This window comes from Nonomuraea sp. NPDC049624 (assembly GCF_040675255.1).
In the GTDB taxonomy this organism is placed as follows: domain Bacteria; phylum Actinomycetota; class Actinomycetes; order Streptosporangiales; family Streptosporangiaceae; genus Nonomuraea.
Genome location: NZ_JBFAOR010000002.1, coordinates 186,120 through 201,037, shown reverse-complemented (window position 1 = coordinate 201,037; position 14,918 = coordinate 186,120). Strand labels below are relative to the sequence as shown.

The 14,918-nt window shown below is 71.3% G+C and carries 12 protein-coding genes; 6 read left to right on the top strand and 6 right to left on the bottom strand.

Features of this window, described 5'->3' with window-relative positions:
• Nucleotides 1-16: 16 nt before the first annotated feature.
• From AB0J76_RS07170 to AB0J76_RS07150, 5 genes are all read right to left on the bottom strand, one after another.
• Complete coding sequence (locus tag AB0J76_RS07170; protein WP_352324993.1) at nucleotides 17-2,311, bottom strand: M4 family metallopeptidase; 2,295 nt, start codon at nucleotides 2,309-2,311, stop codon at nucleotides 17-19.
• Between the two features lie 222 nt (nucleotides 2,312-2,533).
• The gene (locus AB0J76_RS07165) at nucleotides 2,534-3,223 is read right to left on the bottom strand and encodes a gamma-glutamyl-gamma-aminobutyrate hydrolase family protein (RefSeq protein WP_352324992.1); all 690 of its coding nucleotides are present in this window, start codon (nucleotides 3,221-3,223) and stop codon (nucleotides 2,534-2,536) included.
• A complete protein-coding gene (locus AB0J76_RS07160) occupies nucleotides 3,220-3,984 on the bottom strand; it encodes a 3-oxoacyl-ACP reductase (protein WP_352324991.1) in 765 nt (254 codons plus the stop codon). Before AB0J76_RS07160 ends, AB0J76_RS07165 begins: the two co-directional genes overlap by 4 nt.
• Nucleotides 3,985-4,080: 96 nt before the next feature.
• Nucleotides 4,081-5,424, bottom strand: a complete 1,344-nt coding sequence (locus tag AB0J76_RS07155; protein ID WP_352324990.1) for an aldehyde dehydrogenase family protein — start codon at nucleotides 5,422-5,424, stop codon at nucleotides 4,081-4,083.
• 9 nt (nucleotides 5,425-5,433) lie between these two features.
• On the bottom strand, nucleotides 5,434-6,804 hold the full coding sequence (locus AB0J76_RS07150) for a glutamine synthetase family protein (RefSeq protein WP_352324989.1): 1,371 nt from the start codon (nucleotides 6,802-6,804) through the stop codon (nucleotides 5,434-5,436).
• Between the two features lie 124 nt (nucleotides 6,805-6,928).
• Here AB0J76_RS07150 and AB0J76_RS07145 point away from each other — a divergent pair, with 124 nt between their 5' ends.
• Complete coding sequence (locus AB0J76_RS07145; protein ID WP_352324988.1) at nucleotides 6,929-7,633, top strand: FCD domain-containing protein; 705 nt, start codon at nucleotides 6,929-6,931, stop codon at nucleotides 7,631-7,633.
• A 15-nt stretch (nucleotides 7,634-7,648) separates the two neighbouring features.
• Here the strand turns inward: AB0J76_RS07145 and AB0J76_RS07140 are convergent, their stop codons facing one another.
• Nucleotides 7,649-9,496 carry a DUF2264 domain-containing protein gene (locus AB0J76_RS07140; protein ID WP_352324987.1) on the bottom strand — a complete coding sequence of 616 codons (1,848 nt, stop codon included), beginning with the start codon at nucleotides 9,494-9,496 and terminating at the stop codon, nucleotides 7,649-7,651.
• Between the two features lie 123 nt (nucleotides 9,497-9,619).
• Here AB0J76_RS07140 and AB0J76_RS07135 point away from each other — a divergent pair, with 123 nt between their 5' ends.
• From AB0J76_RS07135 to AB0J76_RS07115, 5 genes are all read left to right on the top strand, one after another.
• Nucleotides 9,620-10,657 carry a substrate-binding domain-containing protein gene (locus AB0J76_RS07135; protein ID WP_352324986.1) on the top strand — a complete coding sequence of 346 codons (1,038 nt, stop codon included), beginning with the start codon at nucleotides 9,620-9,622 and terminating at the stop codon, nucleotides 10,655-10,657.
• 107 nt (nucleotides 10,658-10,764) lie between these two features.
• Nucleotides 10,765-12,072 carry an extracellular solute-binding protein gene (locus AB0J76_RS07130; protein ID WP_352324985.1) on the top strand — a complete coding sequence of 436 codons (1,308 nt, stop codon included), beginning with the start codon at nucleotides 10,765-10,767 and terminating at the stop codon, nucleotides 12,070-12,072.
• A 54-nt stretch (nucleotides 12,073-12,126) separates the two neighbouring features.
• Nucleotides 12,127-13,023, top strand: coding sequence for a sugar ABC transporter permease (locus AB0J76_RS07125; protein WP_352324984.1), 897 nt, complete (start codon nucleotides 12,127-12,129; stop codon nucleotides 13,021-13,023).
• 5 nt (nucleotides 13,024-13,028) lie between these two features.
• On the top strand, nucleotides 13,029-13,853 hold the full coding sequence (locus tag AB0J76_RS07120) for a carbohydrate ABC transporter permease (RefSeq protein ID WP_352324996.1): 825 nt from the start codon (nucleotides 13,029-13,031) through the stop codon (nucleotides 13,851-13,853).
• Entirely contained in the window at nucleotides 13,850-14,851 is a 1,002-nt protein-coding gene (locus AB0J76_RS07115; RefSeq protein WP_352324982.1) for a hydroxyacid dehydrogenase, read from the top strand. The genes AB0J76_RS07120 and AB0J76_RS07115 overlap by 4 nt, the downstream gene beginning before the upstream one ends.
• Nucleotides 14,852-14,918 lie beyond the last annotated feature (67 nt).

Genomic DNA, 14,918 nt, shown 5'->3' with positions numbered 1-14,918 from the left:
GCCCAGGTCGTGCGACTTAGACCGGCTGCCAGAGGGCAGGGGTGTTGGGCGGCTCCCAGCCCGGCAGGCTCGTGTGAGACTGCAGGCAGCGGTAGCTGGCGCCCTGGTAGGTGACGGTCTGTCCGGCCGTGTAGGCCGTGTACGTCTGCCACGTGGTGCCCTGGCCGCCGCCCACCGTCAGGCTGAAGGAGGCCGAGTGGTCGGCGCTCGCGCCGTCGGCGTTCAGGCTGATCGTGTACGTGCTGGGCGTCACGCCGCTCGTGGTCGCGAACGTCACCGTGGACGACTGCCCGGCGGTGATCGTGGACGGGCTGAAGCTGACCGTCACGCCCGCGGGCACGTTGCTCGCCGACAGGGCGATGCTCTGCGCCTGGCCGGCGGTGACCTGCGTGCTGACCGTGGCGGTGGCCGACTGACCGGCCTGCACCGAGGCCGACGACGGGGTCACGCCGAAGGAGTAGTCGTTCGGCGAGCTCTGCCCGATCTGCAGGTTGTAGGTGGCCTGGCGGTCCACGTCGGCGCCGTCGGCCGTGATGGCGATCGAGTGGGTGCCCTGCGGGCTGCTCGCCGAGGTGGTGATCGTCAGCGTCGAGCTCTGCCCCGCGGTGATGGTGGCCGGGCTGAACGAGGCGGTCACGCCGGCCGGCAGGGTGCCGGTCCGCAGGGTGATCGACTGCGCCGAGCCGCCGGTCACGGTGGTGCTCACCGTGGTCGTGGTGCTCTGGCCGGGGGTGACGCTGCCGGAGGCGGGGTTCAGGTTGACCGAGAAGTCGTTGCTGCCCTGCGTGCAGGTCGGCTCGCCGGACTGGGCCCGTACGCTGACGCCGTCCCAGGCGTTCTTGACCACGTTGAACTCGGTGCAGCTGCCCGGGTACAGGGTCTTGGCGGCCTGGAGGGTGGCGACCCTGGCCTTGGCGTGCGTCCACGGCTGGGTCTTCATGTTCAGCGCGGACATGAACACCTCACCGGCCTTGCGGATGCCGATGCCGGTGATCGCGGCGCCGTTGTCGCAGCGGGTGCTGGCGGGCTTGCCCGAGGGGTTGGTGCCCTCGGCCACCAGGTAGAACCAGTGGTTCTGCGGGCCGGCTGCCGCGTGCACCTCGGTGTTGGGGATGGAGGCGCTGTAGCAGTTCGGGTGGCTGAGGGCCGACGGGTTGTACATGTTGCGGATCGGCCCGGACCCCGAGAGGTTGACCTCCTCGCCGACCAGGTAGTCCGGCGGGTCGTTCGGGTTGTTGGCGTACGCCTCGGTGAGCGCGCCGAAGATGTCGCCGGTGGACTCGTTCATGCCGCCGGTCTCGTTGCCGCTGCCCGAGCCGCCGCTGGTGAACTGGAAGATGCCGTGGCCGAACTCGTGGCCGACCACGTCCATCGACGTGAGCTGCTGGGAGTTGGCGGAGTTGTGGCCGAAGGAGCCGTACTGGCCGTTCCAGTAGGCGTTGACGTCGGCCAGGCCGACGCGGGCCGGGTAGCCGCCGCCCTGGCCGTTGATGCCGTTGCGGCCGAGCCAGGCGCTCAGCATGTCCCATTCCCGCTGCGCGGCGTACAGGGCGTCGACGCAGGCGGTCTCCAGGTTCGTGCCCGAGCCGTTGCCCCAGGTGTCGGTGGTCTTCGTGTACGGCGTGCCGTTCTGGCCGCCGCACGCCACACCGCTCCTGCGGGGGTCGCGCATCGTGTACGAGGGGCTGGTGTCGATGGTGACGGTGCCGACGTAGTAGCTGTTGCCGGTGCCGTCGCGCACCTCGTCCCAGTCGTCGATGACCTTGCCGGTCAGGGCGTCCACGTAGACGTGGAGCTTGGTCTCGTGACCGGTGGCGTTGGCGCCGGTGACGAGCACCTCCCAGGCCAGCCGCGGGGTCGTCGTGGTGGCGTGCACGGACAGCACCGGCGTGGCGACGGTCTCGACCCTGGCCACCTTGGCCCTGGCCGTCACGGCGGCCTGGGCCGCGGTGACCTTCGCCTTCGTGCCGATCCCGATCTTCGTGCGCTGCCCGGTGGCGACCGTGTCGACCACCGCGCCGGAGGCGTCCGTGGCGACGACCACGTCGCCGCCGTAGACGGGCAGGCCCGCGTGCTTACGGGCGTAGGTCAGGTACTGCAGGCCGCGGACGCCTTCGACGGTCGACGTCAGCGTGAACGTGTCCTGCTCGGATGCCAGCAATGCCGCCGAGTCGGCCAGGATCGCGTTGTGTGCGGTGGCGATCGCGTTCCTGCGCTCGTCGGGGCTGGGAGGATCGGCCACCTGCGACGCTTGGGCTGTGGCGCTCGTGGCGCCCACCAGCGAGCTGGTGGTCAGGGCTAGCGCGAGCATTGCGGCAGCCCCCAACCTGAGTTTGGGGTTCACTCTCTGGCTCCTCAGGGGGGTGTGGAGTGGAAGAGCCCCGGCCGGCTGGGGATGAACACAGGGTGACACCGGGATGGCGCGACCCGGTACCCAACAAATTTCCTATAACGTGGTGATATGGCCCTCTGAGCTGGGATTTCGCGGGATTTTAGGGCGCAGAAAAGGTAAAGAAGCTTTCCAGTAACGGTCTCAGCAGGCCGCCGTGAACGCCTCGAAGAGCGCCGATCCGTCGCCCGCCTCCGGGTGCCACTGGACCGCTGCCGCGAAGCCGCCGGAGTCGAGCTCCACCGCCTCGATCGTCCCGTCGCCGGACGTGGCGGTGACCGTGAGCCCGGGGGCGAGCCGGTCGATCGCCTGGTGGTGGTAGTGCGGGACCGCCACCGGGTCCGTGCCGAGCGCCTCGGCCAGGCGGCTGCCGGGCACGGGCGTGACCGGCAGGTGGCCGAACTCGCCGGGCGCGGGGGAGTGGCCGGTGTGCCCGGTCACGTCGGGCAGGTGCTGGTGCAGGGTGCCGCCGAGCAGCACGTTGAGCACCTGCAGCCCGCGGCAGATGCCCAGGAACGGCAGCCCGGCCTCCAGGGCCGCCGCCAGGAGGGCGAACTCGGCCTCGTCCCGGAACTCCCGGACGTAGCCGGTGCGCTCGTGCGCCGCCCGGCCGTACCTGGCCGGGTCGACGTCGCCGCCGCCGGCCAGGACGAGACCGTCGAGCCGCCCCACGACCTGGGCGGGATCGCCGGCCGGCGGCAGCAGCACGGGCTGCCCGCCGGCCTGGACGATCTTCTCGACGTACATGTACGGCAGCAGCGCGACGGGCAGGTCCCACACGGTGAACCGGGCGGGCTCGACGTACGTCGTGACGCCGATGACCGGACGGGTCACAGCGGCGTCACGTACGCGCCGGAGATGCCGCCGTCCACCAGGAACTCGGCCCCCGTGATGAAGGAGGCGTCGTCGCTGGCCAGGAACGCCACGGCGGCGGCGATCTCCGACGCCTCGGCGAAGCGGCCCACCGGGACGTGCACCAGCCGCCGCTGGGCCCGCTCGGGGTCCTTGGCGAACAGCTCCTGCAGCAGCGGCGTGTTCACCGGCCCGGGGCACAGCGCGTTGACCCGGATGCCCTCGCGGGCGAACTGCACGCCCAGCTCGCGCGACATCGCCAGCACGCCGCCCTTGGAGGCCGTGTACGAGATCTGCGACGTGGCCGACCCCATGACCGCCACGAACGACGCGGTGTTGATGATCGACCCCTTGCCCTGCCGCCGCATGTACGGGATGGCGTGCTTGCAGCACAGGTACACGCTGGTCAGGTTCACCTCCTGGACGCGGCGCCAGGCGTCCAGGCCGGTCTCCAGGATCGAGTCGTCGTCGGGCGGCGAGATGCCGGCGTTGTTGAAGGCGACGTCCACGCTGCCGTAGGTCTCGTGGGCCGTGGCGAACATCCGGACGACGTCGTCCTCGCTGGTCACGTCGGCCTTGACGAAGAGGCCGCCGACCTCGCCCGCGGCCTTGGCCCCGGCCTCCTCGTCGATGTCGACGCAGACGACCTTCGCGCCCTCCTGCGCGAACCTGCGCGCCGTGGCCAGCCCGATGCCGCTGCCCGCGCCGGTGATGACGGTCACCCGGTCCTGCAAACGCTGCACTGTACCTACTCCCTGTCCGATTGGTCGTTCACCTTCCTCGTTCGCTTCGCGAAGGGCTTCGTTCCTCAGCCCTTCACTCCGCTCACTGCGTCAGGTTCACTCCCATGAGATGAAGACGTTCTTGGTCTCGGTGAAGGCCGTCAAGGCGTCGGGGCCGAGCTCCCGGCCGAGGCCGGACTGCTTGAAGCCGCCGAACGGGGTCCAGTAGCGCACCGAGGAGTGCGAGTTCACCGACAGGGCGCCCGACTCCACCGCGCGGGCCACCCGCAGCGCCCGCCCGACGTCGCGCGTCCAGATGGAGCCGCTCAGCCCGTACGGGGTGTCGTTGGCGATGCGCACGGCCTCGGCCTCGTCGGTGAACGGCACCACCGACACGACCGGGCCGAAGATCTCCTCGGTGAAGGCGCGGTCGGTGACCTTGGAGGTGAGCACGGTCGGCGGGAACCAGTAGCCCTTGCCCTGGGGGCAGTCGCCCTGGAGGTAGGGCGTGCCCTCGACGAAGCCGCGGACGCGTTCCAGGTGCTCGGCGCTGATCAGCGGGCCCATCTCGGTGGACTCGTCGAGCGGGTCGCCCACCTTGACGCCGCGCACCGCCGCCGACAGGCGTTCCAGGAACTCGTCGTACACCTCGGCCTGGACGAGGATGCGCGAGCGGGCGCAGCAGTCCTGGCCGGAGTTGTCGAAGACCGCATAAGGGGCGGTTTTTGCTGCTTTTTCGAGATCTGAGTCGGCGAAGACGATGTTCGCGGACTTGCCGCCCAGCTCCAGCGTCACTCGTTTGACCTGCGCCGCCGCCTTCGCGGCGATCTCCTTGCCCACCTCGGTCGAGCCGGTGAACACGATCTTGGCCACGCCGGGGTGCTCGACCAGCCGGGCCCCCGCGACCTCCCCTGCCCCGGGCAGCACCTGGAGCACCCCCTCGGGGAGGCCCGCCGCCAGGGCCAGCTCGGCCAGCCGCAGCGCCGTGAGCGGAGTCCACTCCGCCGGCTTGACGATCACCGTGTTGCCCGCCGCCAGCGCCGGGGCGACGCCCCACGACATGATCAGCATCGGGAAGTTCCACGGCACGATGACGCCCACCACGCCCAGCGGCTCCTGGAACGTGACGTCCACGCCGCCGGGCACCGGGATCTGCTTGCCGTGGTTGCGCTCGGGGGCGGCGGCGTAGAAGTGCAGCACGTCACGGACGGCCCCGGCCGCCCAGCGCGCGTTGCCGATCGGGTGCCCGGCGTTGTCCAGCTCCAGCCGGGCCAACTCCTCGCCGTGGGCGTCCACCAGGTCGGCGAAGCGGCGCAGCAGCCGCGCCCGGTCGCCCGGCGCCACCTCCCGCCAGCTCCGGTACGCCTTCGCGGCCCGCTCCACCGCCCGGTCGACCTCGGCCGCGTCGGCCAGCTCGACCTCGGCGACGACCTCTTCCGTCGCCGGATTAACGATCTTCATGCCCTACCGTCACATTCGCTCGAAACCACGGAACAGCTCCCAGTCCGTCACCGCCGCGTCGAAGGCGGCCAGCTCCACGCGGGCGTTGTTCGCGTAGTGCTCGACCACGTCGTCGCCGAACGCCTCCCTGGCCAGCTTCGACCCCTCGAACAGGGCGAGGGCGTCCCGCAGCGTGTGGGGCACGGTCTCGGCGCCGGAGTCGTAGGCGTTGCCCGTGAAGGCGTCCTCCAGCGGCAGCTCCCGGTCGATGCCGTCCAGCCCGGCCGCGATCAGCGCCGACACCGCCAGGTACGGGTTGACGTCCCCGCCCGGCACCCGGTTCTCCACCCGCAGCGACGGCCCGTGGCCCACCAGCCGCAGGGAGCAGGTGCGGTTGTCGACGCCCCACTTGACGGCGGTCGGCGCGAAACTGCCGGGCACGTAACGCTTGTAGGAGTTGACGTTGGGCGCGTACAGCAGGGTGAGCTCGCGCATGCGGGCGAGCTGCCCGGCGATGAACCGCGCCCCGAGCGGCGAGAGCCCGTACGGCCCCTCGCCCGCCATCGCCAGGCCGCCGTCGAGGCCGCGCAGCGAGATGTGGATGTGGCAGGAGTTGCCCTCGCGCTGGTTCGGCTTGGCCATGAAGGTGATCGAGCGGCCCTCCTGGGCGGCGATCTCCTTGGCGCCGTTCTTGTAGATCGAGTGGTTGTCGCAGGTCCGCAGGGCCTCGTCGTAGCGGAAGGCGATCTCGTGCTGGCCGAGGTTGCACTCGCCCTTGGCCGACTCGACGTACATGCCGGCGCCCTCCATGTCGCGCCTGATGCGCCGCAGCAGCGGCTCGACGCGGGCGGTGCCGAGGAGGGAGTAGTCGACGTTGTAGAGGTTGGCGGGGGTCAGGTCGCGGTAGGCGCGCCGCCAGGCGTCCTCGTAGCTGTCGTCGTAGACGACGAACTCCAGCTCGGTGCCCACGTACGCGGCCAGGCCCCGCTCGGCCAGACGGGCGAGCTGGCGGCGCAGGATCTGCCGCGGCGAGGCGGTGACCTCGCCGCCCTCCTCCCAGGCCAGGTCGGCCATGACCAGGGCGGTGCCGTCCTGCCAGGGGATGCGGCGCAGGGTGGACAGGTCGGGTTTCATCGCGAAGTCGCCGTAGCCGCGGTCCCAGGAGGACATGTCGTAGCCGGAGACGGTGTTCATGTCCACGTCGACGGCGAGCAGGTAGTTGCAGCCCTCGGAGCCGTGGTGCAGCACCTCGTCCAGGAAGTAGCGGGCGGAGAGCCGTTTGCCCTGCAACCTGCCCTGCATGTCGGCGACGGCGAGCAGCACCGTGTCGATCCGGCCGGAGGCGACCTCGCCCCGCAGTTCCTCGACGGACAGGAATCCGTTGCCCGCTGGTTCGCTCACCCTAGGTCGCTCCGATCTGCTCTGAAGCGCTTTCCCGTTGATTGGGCTAGTCTCAGACCATTGATGTGCATGCCGGGATCGCTTGTCAAGACCTGAGGACACCTTGGACGATTCGGCGCGTTTGATGACAGTGCTCCGCCCGGTGAGGGCGGGAAACGCCTTCGAGGAGACCGTGGAACGGCTGCTCCAGGCGATCAAACTGGGCGTGGTGGCGTACGGCGACAAGCTGCCGCCCGAGCGCGAGCTCGCCGTGCGGCTGGGCATCAGCAGGGTCACCCTGCGCGAGGCCATCCGCGCCCTTCAGGACGCCGGCTACCTCGACGTGCGGCGCGGCCGGTACGGCGGCGCGTTCGTCACCTATGTCCCGCCGCGGCCCGACGCGGGCGACCTGCGGCAGGCGGTGGCCGACATGGGCGTGGCCGAGCTGTCGGACGCGCTGACGTTCCGGCTGGCGGTCGAGTGCGGGGCGGCGCAGGTGCTGGCCGCGGCCGGGCCCGCCCCGGCCCAGCGGGAGGTGCTGCTGCGCCGGCTGGCCGAGCTGGACGCGGCGCCCCTGGAGGACTACCGGCGCCTGGACACGGCCTTCCACCTGTCGATCGCCGAGCTGACCGGCTCGACGCTGCTCGCGGTGACGTGCGCCGACGCCCGCTCCCGGGTGAGCGACCTGCTGAACGCGATCCCGATGCTCCAGGTGAACATCGAGCACGCGGCCGCCCAGCACCGGGCCATCGTGGACGCCATTCTTGCCGGCGACCCGGACGCGGCACGCCGGGCCATGGCCGAGCACCTGGAGGGCACGGCAGCCCTCCTGCGCGCCTTCCTGGCCTGAACGTGGGCGGGGATGTCAGGCGGCCGGGGCGCGGACCTGGAAGGTGTGGCGGGTGCCGTCGGGCCAGGTCAGCGTGATCTCGTCTGCCGTCACCGCCGCCGTCGGCACGCTCGGCGTGATGTCGTCAGCCGCCGCCGTCGGCACGCTCGGCGTGATGTCGTCACCCGCCGCCGACGCCGCGCCGGCCGGGGCGCTGCTCAGGACGGCGGCGCTGACCGCCCAGCCGTCCGCCGCGACCCCCTCCAGCACGGGCACGGCCGCCGGGGCTCCGAAGGCGCTGCCCTCGGGGTCGTCGGCGACGTGGGCCCGGCTGTAGCCGCGCACCGCGACCAGCTCGGAGACCAGCCCGTCGCCGTCCCGGACCCGGGCGCCGGGCCCGCCGACCGGGTCGGCCAGGTCGGCCAGGTCGGTCGGGTAGGCCCGGTCGGCCGGGGCGGCGGCCGTGACGAGCGCCCAGCCGCTCTGCCGGACCGCCGAGCCCGGCGCGACCCGATGGACGCGCACCTCGACGGCCCCCCTGACCACGCTCAGGCTCTCCACGCCGGCGCCCGCCGACGCGGCCCACGCCAGGTCGCCCGCCGAGCCCGCACCCCGGGGCGTGATCGTGCCGCGCCCGGCGACCGTGCCGTCCGGGCCGACCACGCCGAAGTGGTTGTCGGGGACGCCCGTGGTCGGCGCGGTGCGGGTGGAGTAGGCGTAGCGGTCGTACAGGGGGTCGCCGGGGTGGTGCTGGCTGCCGTGGTTGAGCAGGCGGGCGACGTCGCCGGTGTGCTGGACGACCAGTCCTGGACCGGGCAGCGCGGCCAGGCCGGTGGGGCCGGGCTCCTCGGGCGCCGTCCACACCGGGTGGCCGGCCGGCAGCAGCAGCCCGAGGAACGCCTTCGACGCCCAGTACGGCGACGCCGAGCCGGAGTAGGACTGCAGCGACGGCTCGTGCGGGCCGTGCCAGCCAAGCGTGAGCAGCCCCTCGGGGGAGAGCGCGCCCTCGTCGAGGAACCGGCGCAGGACGCCGGAGGCGATGCGGCGGGTCTGGCCGGGGGAGAGCGGGGTGGCGTCCAGCAGGGCGCCGGCGAAGAGCGAGGTCGCCGAGGCGAAGCGGTAGGTGAGGGAGCGGCCCTGGTAGAGCATGCGGCCGTCCTGGTCGAAGGTGAGGGCGTAGCTCTCCAGGAAGCGGCGCAGGCGGGGCCCGGGGGAGCCCTGGCCCGACAGGTGGGCCAGCAGGGCCGGGTAGAGGTGCATGGCCCAGCCGTTGTAGTGGTCGAAGGAGCGGTTGTCGCCGTCGGCGTACCAGCCGTCGCCGGCGTACCAGGGCTCGATGCGGGCCAGGCCGCGCTCCACCGCCGCGGCGGCCTCCTCGGCGTGCAGGCCGACGGCCGACAGGAAGCCGCCCACCATGGCGGGGAACAGCCACCAGTTGTTGTCCACCGGCTCGTGCCGCAGGGCCCCGGCCAGGTAGGCGGCGACGCGGTCGCGGGTGGCGGGGGACAGGCGGTCCCACAGGCGCTCGCGGGTCAGCCAGAGGGACAGGGCGATCGAGGCCGCCTCGACCATGGGCTGGGTGCGGTCCTCGATCGGCTGCCAGACGCCGGGGCCGGACTCCAGGCCGCGCGCGTACGGGGCCAGCAGCTCCTCGGGGCCGCCGCCGGCCACCCGGAAGGCGGCCAGCAGGAAGGTGCGCGCGTACCCCTCCAGGCCGTCGCAGCGCGACCAGCTTTCGCGTCCCGGCAACGTGATCACGGCGCCGTCCGCGGAGCGGTACGGTTCCACCGCGGCCAGCAGCCCGTCGGCCACCGCCGCCCAGTGGGCGCGGGTCCAGCCGGTGTACGGGCTGAGCGTTCGATCCTCCGGCGGAAGCGGGAACATGCGGCACTCCAAGGGACGTCCGGTCTCGGCCGGGACCTTAGCATCCTGATCGAACGAAAGCATCCGTTCAAAAACGAAAGCACTTCCCGCTAGGATCGTAGGGTCGAGTCAGAAGGAGTCGCGGTGTTCGCCGAACAACGTCATGAACTGATCCTGCGCGAGGTGCGCGAGCGCGGTTCCGTACGCCTGGCCGAGCTGGTCGACCGGCTCAACGTCTCGATGGTCACCCTGCGCAGGGACGTCGAGCACCTGGCCGGCCAGGGCCTGGTCAACCGTGTGCACGGCGGCATCACCCGGCCCGAGTCCGCGCCCGCCGCCACCAGGGAGCGCTCCCTGACCCTCGGCATGCTGGTGCCCTCGGCCACCTACTACTACCCGGCCGTCATCAGGGGCGCCCGCGAGCAGGCGGAACGGCTGGGCGCGCGGCTCGTCCTCGGTGTCTCGCGCTACGACGACGAGGAGGACCGCACCCAGGTCAGACAGCTCGTGGAGGCCGGCATCGAGGGCCTGCTGCTCACCCCGAGCAGGCAGCCGGACGCCTCGCACGAGGGCTGGCTGGCCGAGCTGGGCGTGCCGGCGGTGCTCGTCGAGCGGCGGGCCGAGCTGGGCGGGCCCGCCTCGCTGCTGGACGCGGCGGCCTCCCACCACGCCCACGGGGCCTTCCTCGGCGCGCGGCACCTGGCCGAGCTCGGGCACCGGCGCCTGGCCATGGTCTCGCGGGACAGCCCGACGGCCCCCCGGGTGCGGCACGGGTTCCTCGCCGCCGTCCGTGACCTGGGGCTGGCCGAGCCCGTGCACCTCGACGTCGCGCAGGAGGGGCCCTCGCGCGAGCAGGTGGCCGACGTGGTCGCGGCGATCAGGGGCGGCGTCACGGCCATGCTGGTGCACAACGACGAGGACACGTTGCTGCTGGTCCAGCACCTGCGCACGGCAGGGGTGCGCATTCCCGAAGAGGTGTCGCTGGTCGCCTACGATGACGAGGTGGCGGCGCTCAGCGACCCCCCGCTCACGGCCGTCGCGCCCCCCAAGGCCGCGGTCGGCCGCTGTGCCGTCGACCTGCTGGTGAGCCGGATCCAGGAGGGCCCGCGGCGCCCTGCCCAGCACGTGGCGCTGCTGCCCGAGCTGAGGGTCCGGGAATCCACGGTCGCGCCGCGTCCGTGACGTTACGCATCCATTTCGTTATTGATCGATTTGTGGCCTCTCTCTAGACAACCGATCGAATATGAGCGAATGATGCCTTATCGATCGAAAGCGATGAGGAGCCATCGATGGGACGCAAGAGCGCCGGCATTGCCGGACTGCTGGCCGGTATGAGCCTGCTCGCCGCCGCGTGCGGCAGCACGGAGCCGGCGCAGCCCGCGGGCGAGGCGGGCAAGCCCGCCGAGGTCACCTTCTGGGGCTGGGCGAAGGGCACCCAGCAGGTCGTGGACGCCTTCAACAAGTCACACAAGGACGTCCAGATCAAGTACGAGGAGATCCCCTCGGGCAACGCGGGCGGCTACGCCAAGTTCTCCAACGCCGTCAAGGCCGGCAACGCCCCCGACGTCATGTCCGTGGAGTACCCGCAGCTGCCCGACTTCGTGAACCAGGGCGCCCTCCAGGACATCTCGGCCGATGTGGCCGACGTCAAGTCCAAGTACCCGGCCGAGGTCTTCAGCCTGGTCGAGCTGGGCGGCAAGGCGTGGGCGCTGCCCATGGACGCCGCGCCGCAGGTGTTCTTCTACCGCAAGGACCTGTTCGAGAAGAACAAGATCGAGGTCCCCAAGACCTGGGACGACTTCCGCGCCGCGGCCGAGAAGGTCAAGAAGGCCGACGGCAAGTCCCGCATCGCCACCTTCTTCCCCGACGACCCGAGCGTGCTGGCCGCGCTGTCGTGGCAGGCGGGCGGCAAGTGGTTCGGCACCGAGGGCGACGCCTGGAAGGTGACGATCAACGACGAGGCCAGCAAGAAGGTCGCCGAGTACTGGCAGGGCCTGATCAAGGACGACCTGCTGAAGGTCCAGCCGTCCTTCAGCCAGGAGTGGAACGCCGCCTTCGAGAACGACACCCTCTGGGGCTACGTCGGCGCCAACTGGGGCGCGGGCGTCATGAAGGGCAACCACGCCGGCCAGTCCGGCAAGTGGGCCATCGCGCCGATCCCGAACTGGGGCACCCCGGCCAGCGGCATGCTCGGCGGCACCACGTTCGGCGTGAGCAAGGGGTCGAAGAACGCCAAGGCCGCCGTCGAGGTCGTCAAGTGGCTGACCGGCTCGGAGGAGGCGTGGACCGCCCGCCTGTCCTCGGGCACCTCCAGCGGCTTCCCGGCCATCGCCGACCTCGTGCCGGTCGCGGCCAAGAGCTTCGACGCCTCCTTCTACGGCGGCCAGGACATCTACGCGCTGTTCGCGGAGTCGTACAAGACGATCCAGCCCGGCTGGACGTGGGGCCCGAGCATGGTCCAGACGCTGACCACCTTCAAGGACGCCCTCGGCAAGGTCTCCAGCGGCGGCACCACCATCCCCGGCGTCCTGGACGCCGCCCAGACGGCCACCGTCGGCGAGATCAAGAGCCGCGGCCTCAACGTCGCCCAGCAGTAGCACGACGCGCGCGGCGGAGCGCAGGCTCCGCCGCGACCCACCGAAAGGCAGCTTGTGACTCCTCCAGTAGGAAGCGGTCGCGGCGGCGAGGGGTGGCGGCGGCGGGGGGCGATCCTGCTGTTCGTCGGGCCGTTCTTCGCGCTGTTCGCGGCCGTGATCGTGGCCCCGCTGGCCTACGCGGTCTACCTCAGCCTGTTCAGCGAGAAGTCGTCGGGGCTCGGCTTCGGCGGTGCGGAGACCGTGTTCGTCGGGCTCGGCAACTACCTGGACACGTTGAAGGACTCCGCCTTCACCGACGGCTTCCTGGTCATCCTCGGCTACTGCGTGCTGTACATCCCGCTGATGATCGGCGGCGCGCTCACGCTGGCGCTGCTGCTGGACTCCGGGCTGGCCAGGCTGGGCAAGTTCTTCCAGCTCGCGCTGTTCATGCCGCACATCGTGCCGGGCGTGATCGCCGGGCTGATCTGGCTCTACCTGTACCTGCCCGGCATCAGCCCCATCGTGGACCTGCTCGGCGACGTCGACTTCCTCGGCGGCGACCACGTGCTCGGCTCGGTGGTCAACATCGCGCTGTGGGAGTGGGTGGGCTACAACATGATCATCTACTTCGCGGCGCTGCAGGCCATCCCGGCCGAGGTCGTCGAGGCGGCCAGGATGGACGGCGCGGGCCCGCTGCGCGTCGCCCTCCAGGTCAAGGTGCCGCTGATCCGCGGCGCCGTGGTCACCACCGTGCTGTTCACGATCATCGGCTCGCTGCAGCTGTTCACCGAGCCGATGGTGCTGGACAACGTCAGCGACGGCGTCGTCAGCACCTGGACGCCCAACATGTACGCCTACAACGAGGCGTTCGGCAACAACGACTACGGCCAGGCCGGCGCGGCCTCCATCCTGCTCGCGCTGCTCGCCGCCGTGCTGTCCTACGCCGTCACGAAGTGGGGGAACCGCCGGTGAAGTGGATGTCCCGCGCCACGGTCAACGTGCTGCTGATCATCTCCGCGCTCTACACGCTGCTGCCGCTGACGTGGCTGCTGTTCGCCTCCACCAAGTCGCTGTCCGACCTGTACTCGACGCCCGGCTTCTCCTTCGCCGGCTTCAACCTGTTCGAGAACATCAGGGCGGTCGCGCAGGAGGGCGACGGCGTCTTCTTCCGCTGGTACCTCAACAGCGTCCTGTACGCCGGCGTCGGCGCGGCGGTCAGCTCGTTCGTCACCGTGATGTGCGGCTACGCCTTCGACAAGTACTCCTGGTTCGCCAAGGAGAAGATGTTCGGGCTGGTGCTGCTCGGCGTGCTGGTGCCGACCACCGCCACCGCCGTGCCGCTCTACCTGCTGGCCTCCAAGATCGGCGTGGTGAACACGTTCTGGTCGGTGTTCGTGCCGGTGCTGGTGCATCCGTTCGGCGTCTACCTGGCGCGGGTGCTGTCCTCCGGGTACGTGCCCGGCGAGGTGCTGGAGGCGGCCAGGTCCGACGGGGCCGGCGAGCTGCGCACGTTCGTGTCCGTGGCGCTGCCCATGCTGCTGCCGGCGTACGTGACGATCTTCCTGTTCCAGTTCACCGCGATCTGGAACAACTTCTTCCTGCCCCTGGTCATGCTGAGCGACCAGCGGCTCTACCCGCTCAGCCTCGGCCTGTACGGCTGGGAGAAGCAGGGCAACGCCTTCCCCGAGTTCCACAGCCTCGTGATCACCGGGTCGCTGCTGTCCGTGGTGCCCCTGCTGCTGGTGTTCGTGTCCCTGCAGCGGTTCTGGAAGGCCGGGATGACGGCGGGCAGCGTCAAGTGAACGAGCTCTCGGGGGAGAACATGAACAAGCCGGTGACGGTCGTCGCCATGGCCGCCGAGGTCGCCGGGCGCCTGCTCACCGGCGAGGTGCGGGCCAGGCTGGCCCGGGTGGCCGACGTCCGGGCGGAGGTCGCCGCGTTCGACGACGCCGACCTGTCGCAGGCCGAGGTGCTGCTCACCTCGTGGGGGTGCCCGCCGGTGACCGCCGAGGTGCTGGCCCGCGCGCCCCGGCTGCGGGCGATCGTGCACGCGGCCGGCTCGGTCAAGCACCACGTCACCGACGCCTGCTGGGAGCGCGGCATCGTGGTCTCCTCGGCCGCCTCGGCCAACGCCGAGCCGGTGGCCGAGTTCACGCTCGCGGCGATCCTGTTCGCCAACAAGCGGGTGATCGACATCGCCCGCGCCTACCGGGCGCGGCGGGCCAACGACGACTGGGACGCCCGCTTCCCCGGCTTCGGCAACTACCGGCGGGTGGTCGGCGTCGTCGGGGCCTCCAGGATCGGGCGGCGGGTGATCGAGCTGCTGCGGCCGTTCGACTTCGAGGTGCTGGTCAGCGATCCGTACCTGACGGAGGACCTGGGGGCGCGCCGGGTCGGGCTGGACGAGCTGGTCGCCCGCTCCGACGTGGTCAGCCTGCACGCGCCCGACCTGCCCGAGACCCGCCACCTGATCGACGCCGGCCGGCTGGCCGCCATGCGCGACGGCGCCACGCTGATCAACACGGCCAGGGCCGCCCTGGTCGACCAGGACGCGCTCGTCGCCGAGCTGACCTCCGGACGGCTGTACGCGGTGCTCGACCACACCGAGCCGGAGTTCCTGCCCGCCGAGTCGCCCCTCTACGACCTGCCGAACGTGCTCGTCACGCCGCACGTCGCCGGCTCGCTGGGCGGCGAGCTGGCCAGGATGGCCGACCTCGCGCTCGACGAGCTGGCCCGGCACGCCCAGGGCCTGCCCTTCGAGCACGGCGTCGAGCCCGGCACGCTGTCCCGGTCCGCCTGAAGCCCCCTCTGAAGCCCTCTGAAGCCCTCTGAACCGCTCTGAACTGCTCAGAGTTCGCCTGAAACAC

Excerpts from the sequence above, each read along its gene's own strand:
- AB0J76_RS07130 (WP_352324985.1), top strand. The coding sequence starts at position 10,765 with ATGGGACGCAAGAGCGCCGGCATTGCCGGACTGCTGGCCGGTATGAGC.
- AB0J76_RS07170 (WP_352324993.1), bottom strand. The coding sequence starts at position 2,311 with ATGCTCGCGCTAGCCCTGACCACCAGCTCGCTGGTGGGCGCCACGAGC.
- AB0J76_RS07120 (WP_352324996.1), top strand. The coding sequence starts at position 13,029 with ATGTCCCGCGCCACGGTCAACGTGCTGCTGATCATCTCCGCGCTCTAC.
- AB0J76_RS07145 (WP_352324988.1), top strand. The coding sequence starts at position 6,929 with ATGACAGTGCTCCGCCCGGTGAGGGCGGGAAACGCCTTCGAGGAGACC.
- AB0J76_RS07140 (WP_352324987.1), bottom strand. The coding sequence starts at position 9,496 with ATGTTCCCGCTTCCGCCGGAGGATCGAACGCTCAGCCCGTACACCGGC.
- AB0J76_RS07155 (WP_352324990.1), bottom strand. The coding sequence starts at position 5,424 with ATGAAGATCGTTAATCCGGCGACGGAAGAGGTCGTCGCCGAGGTCGAG.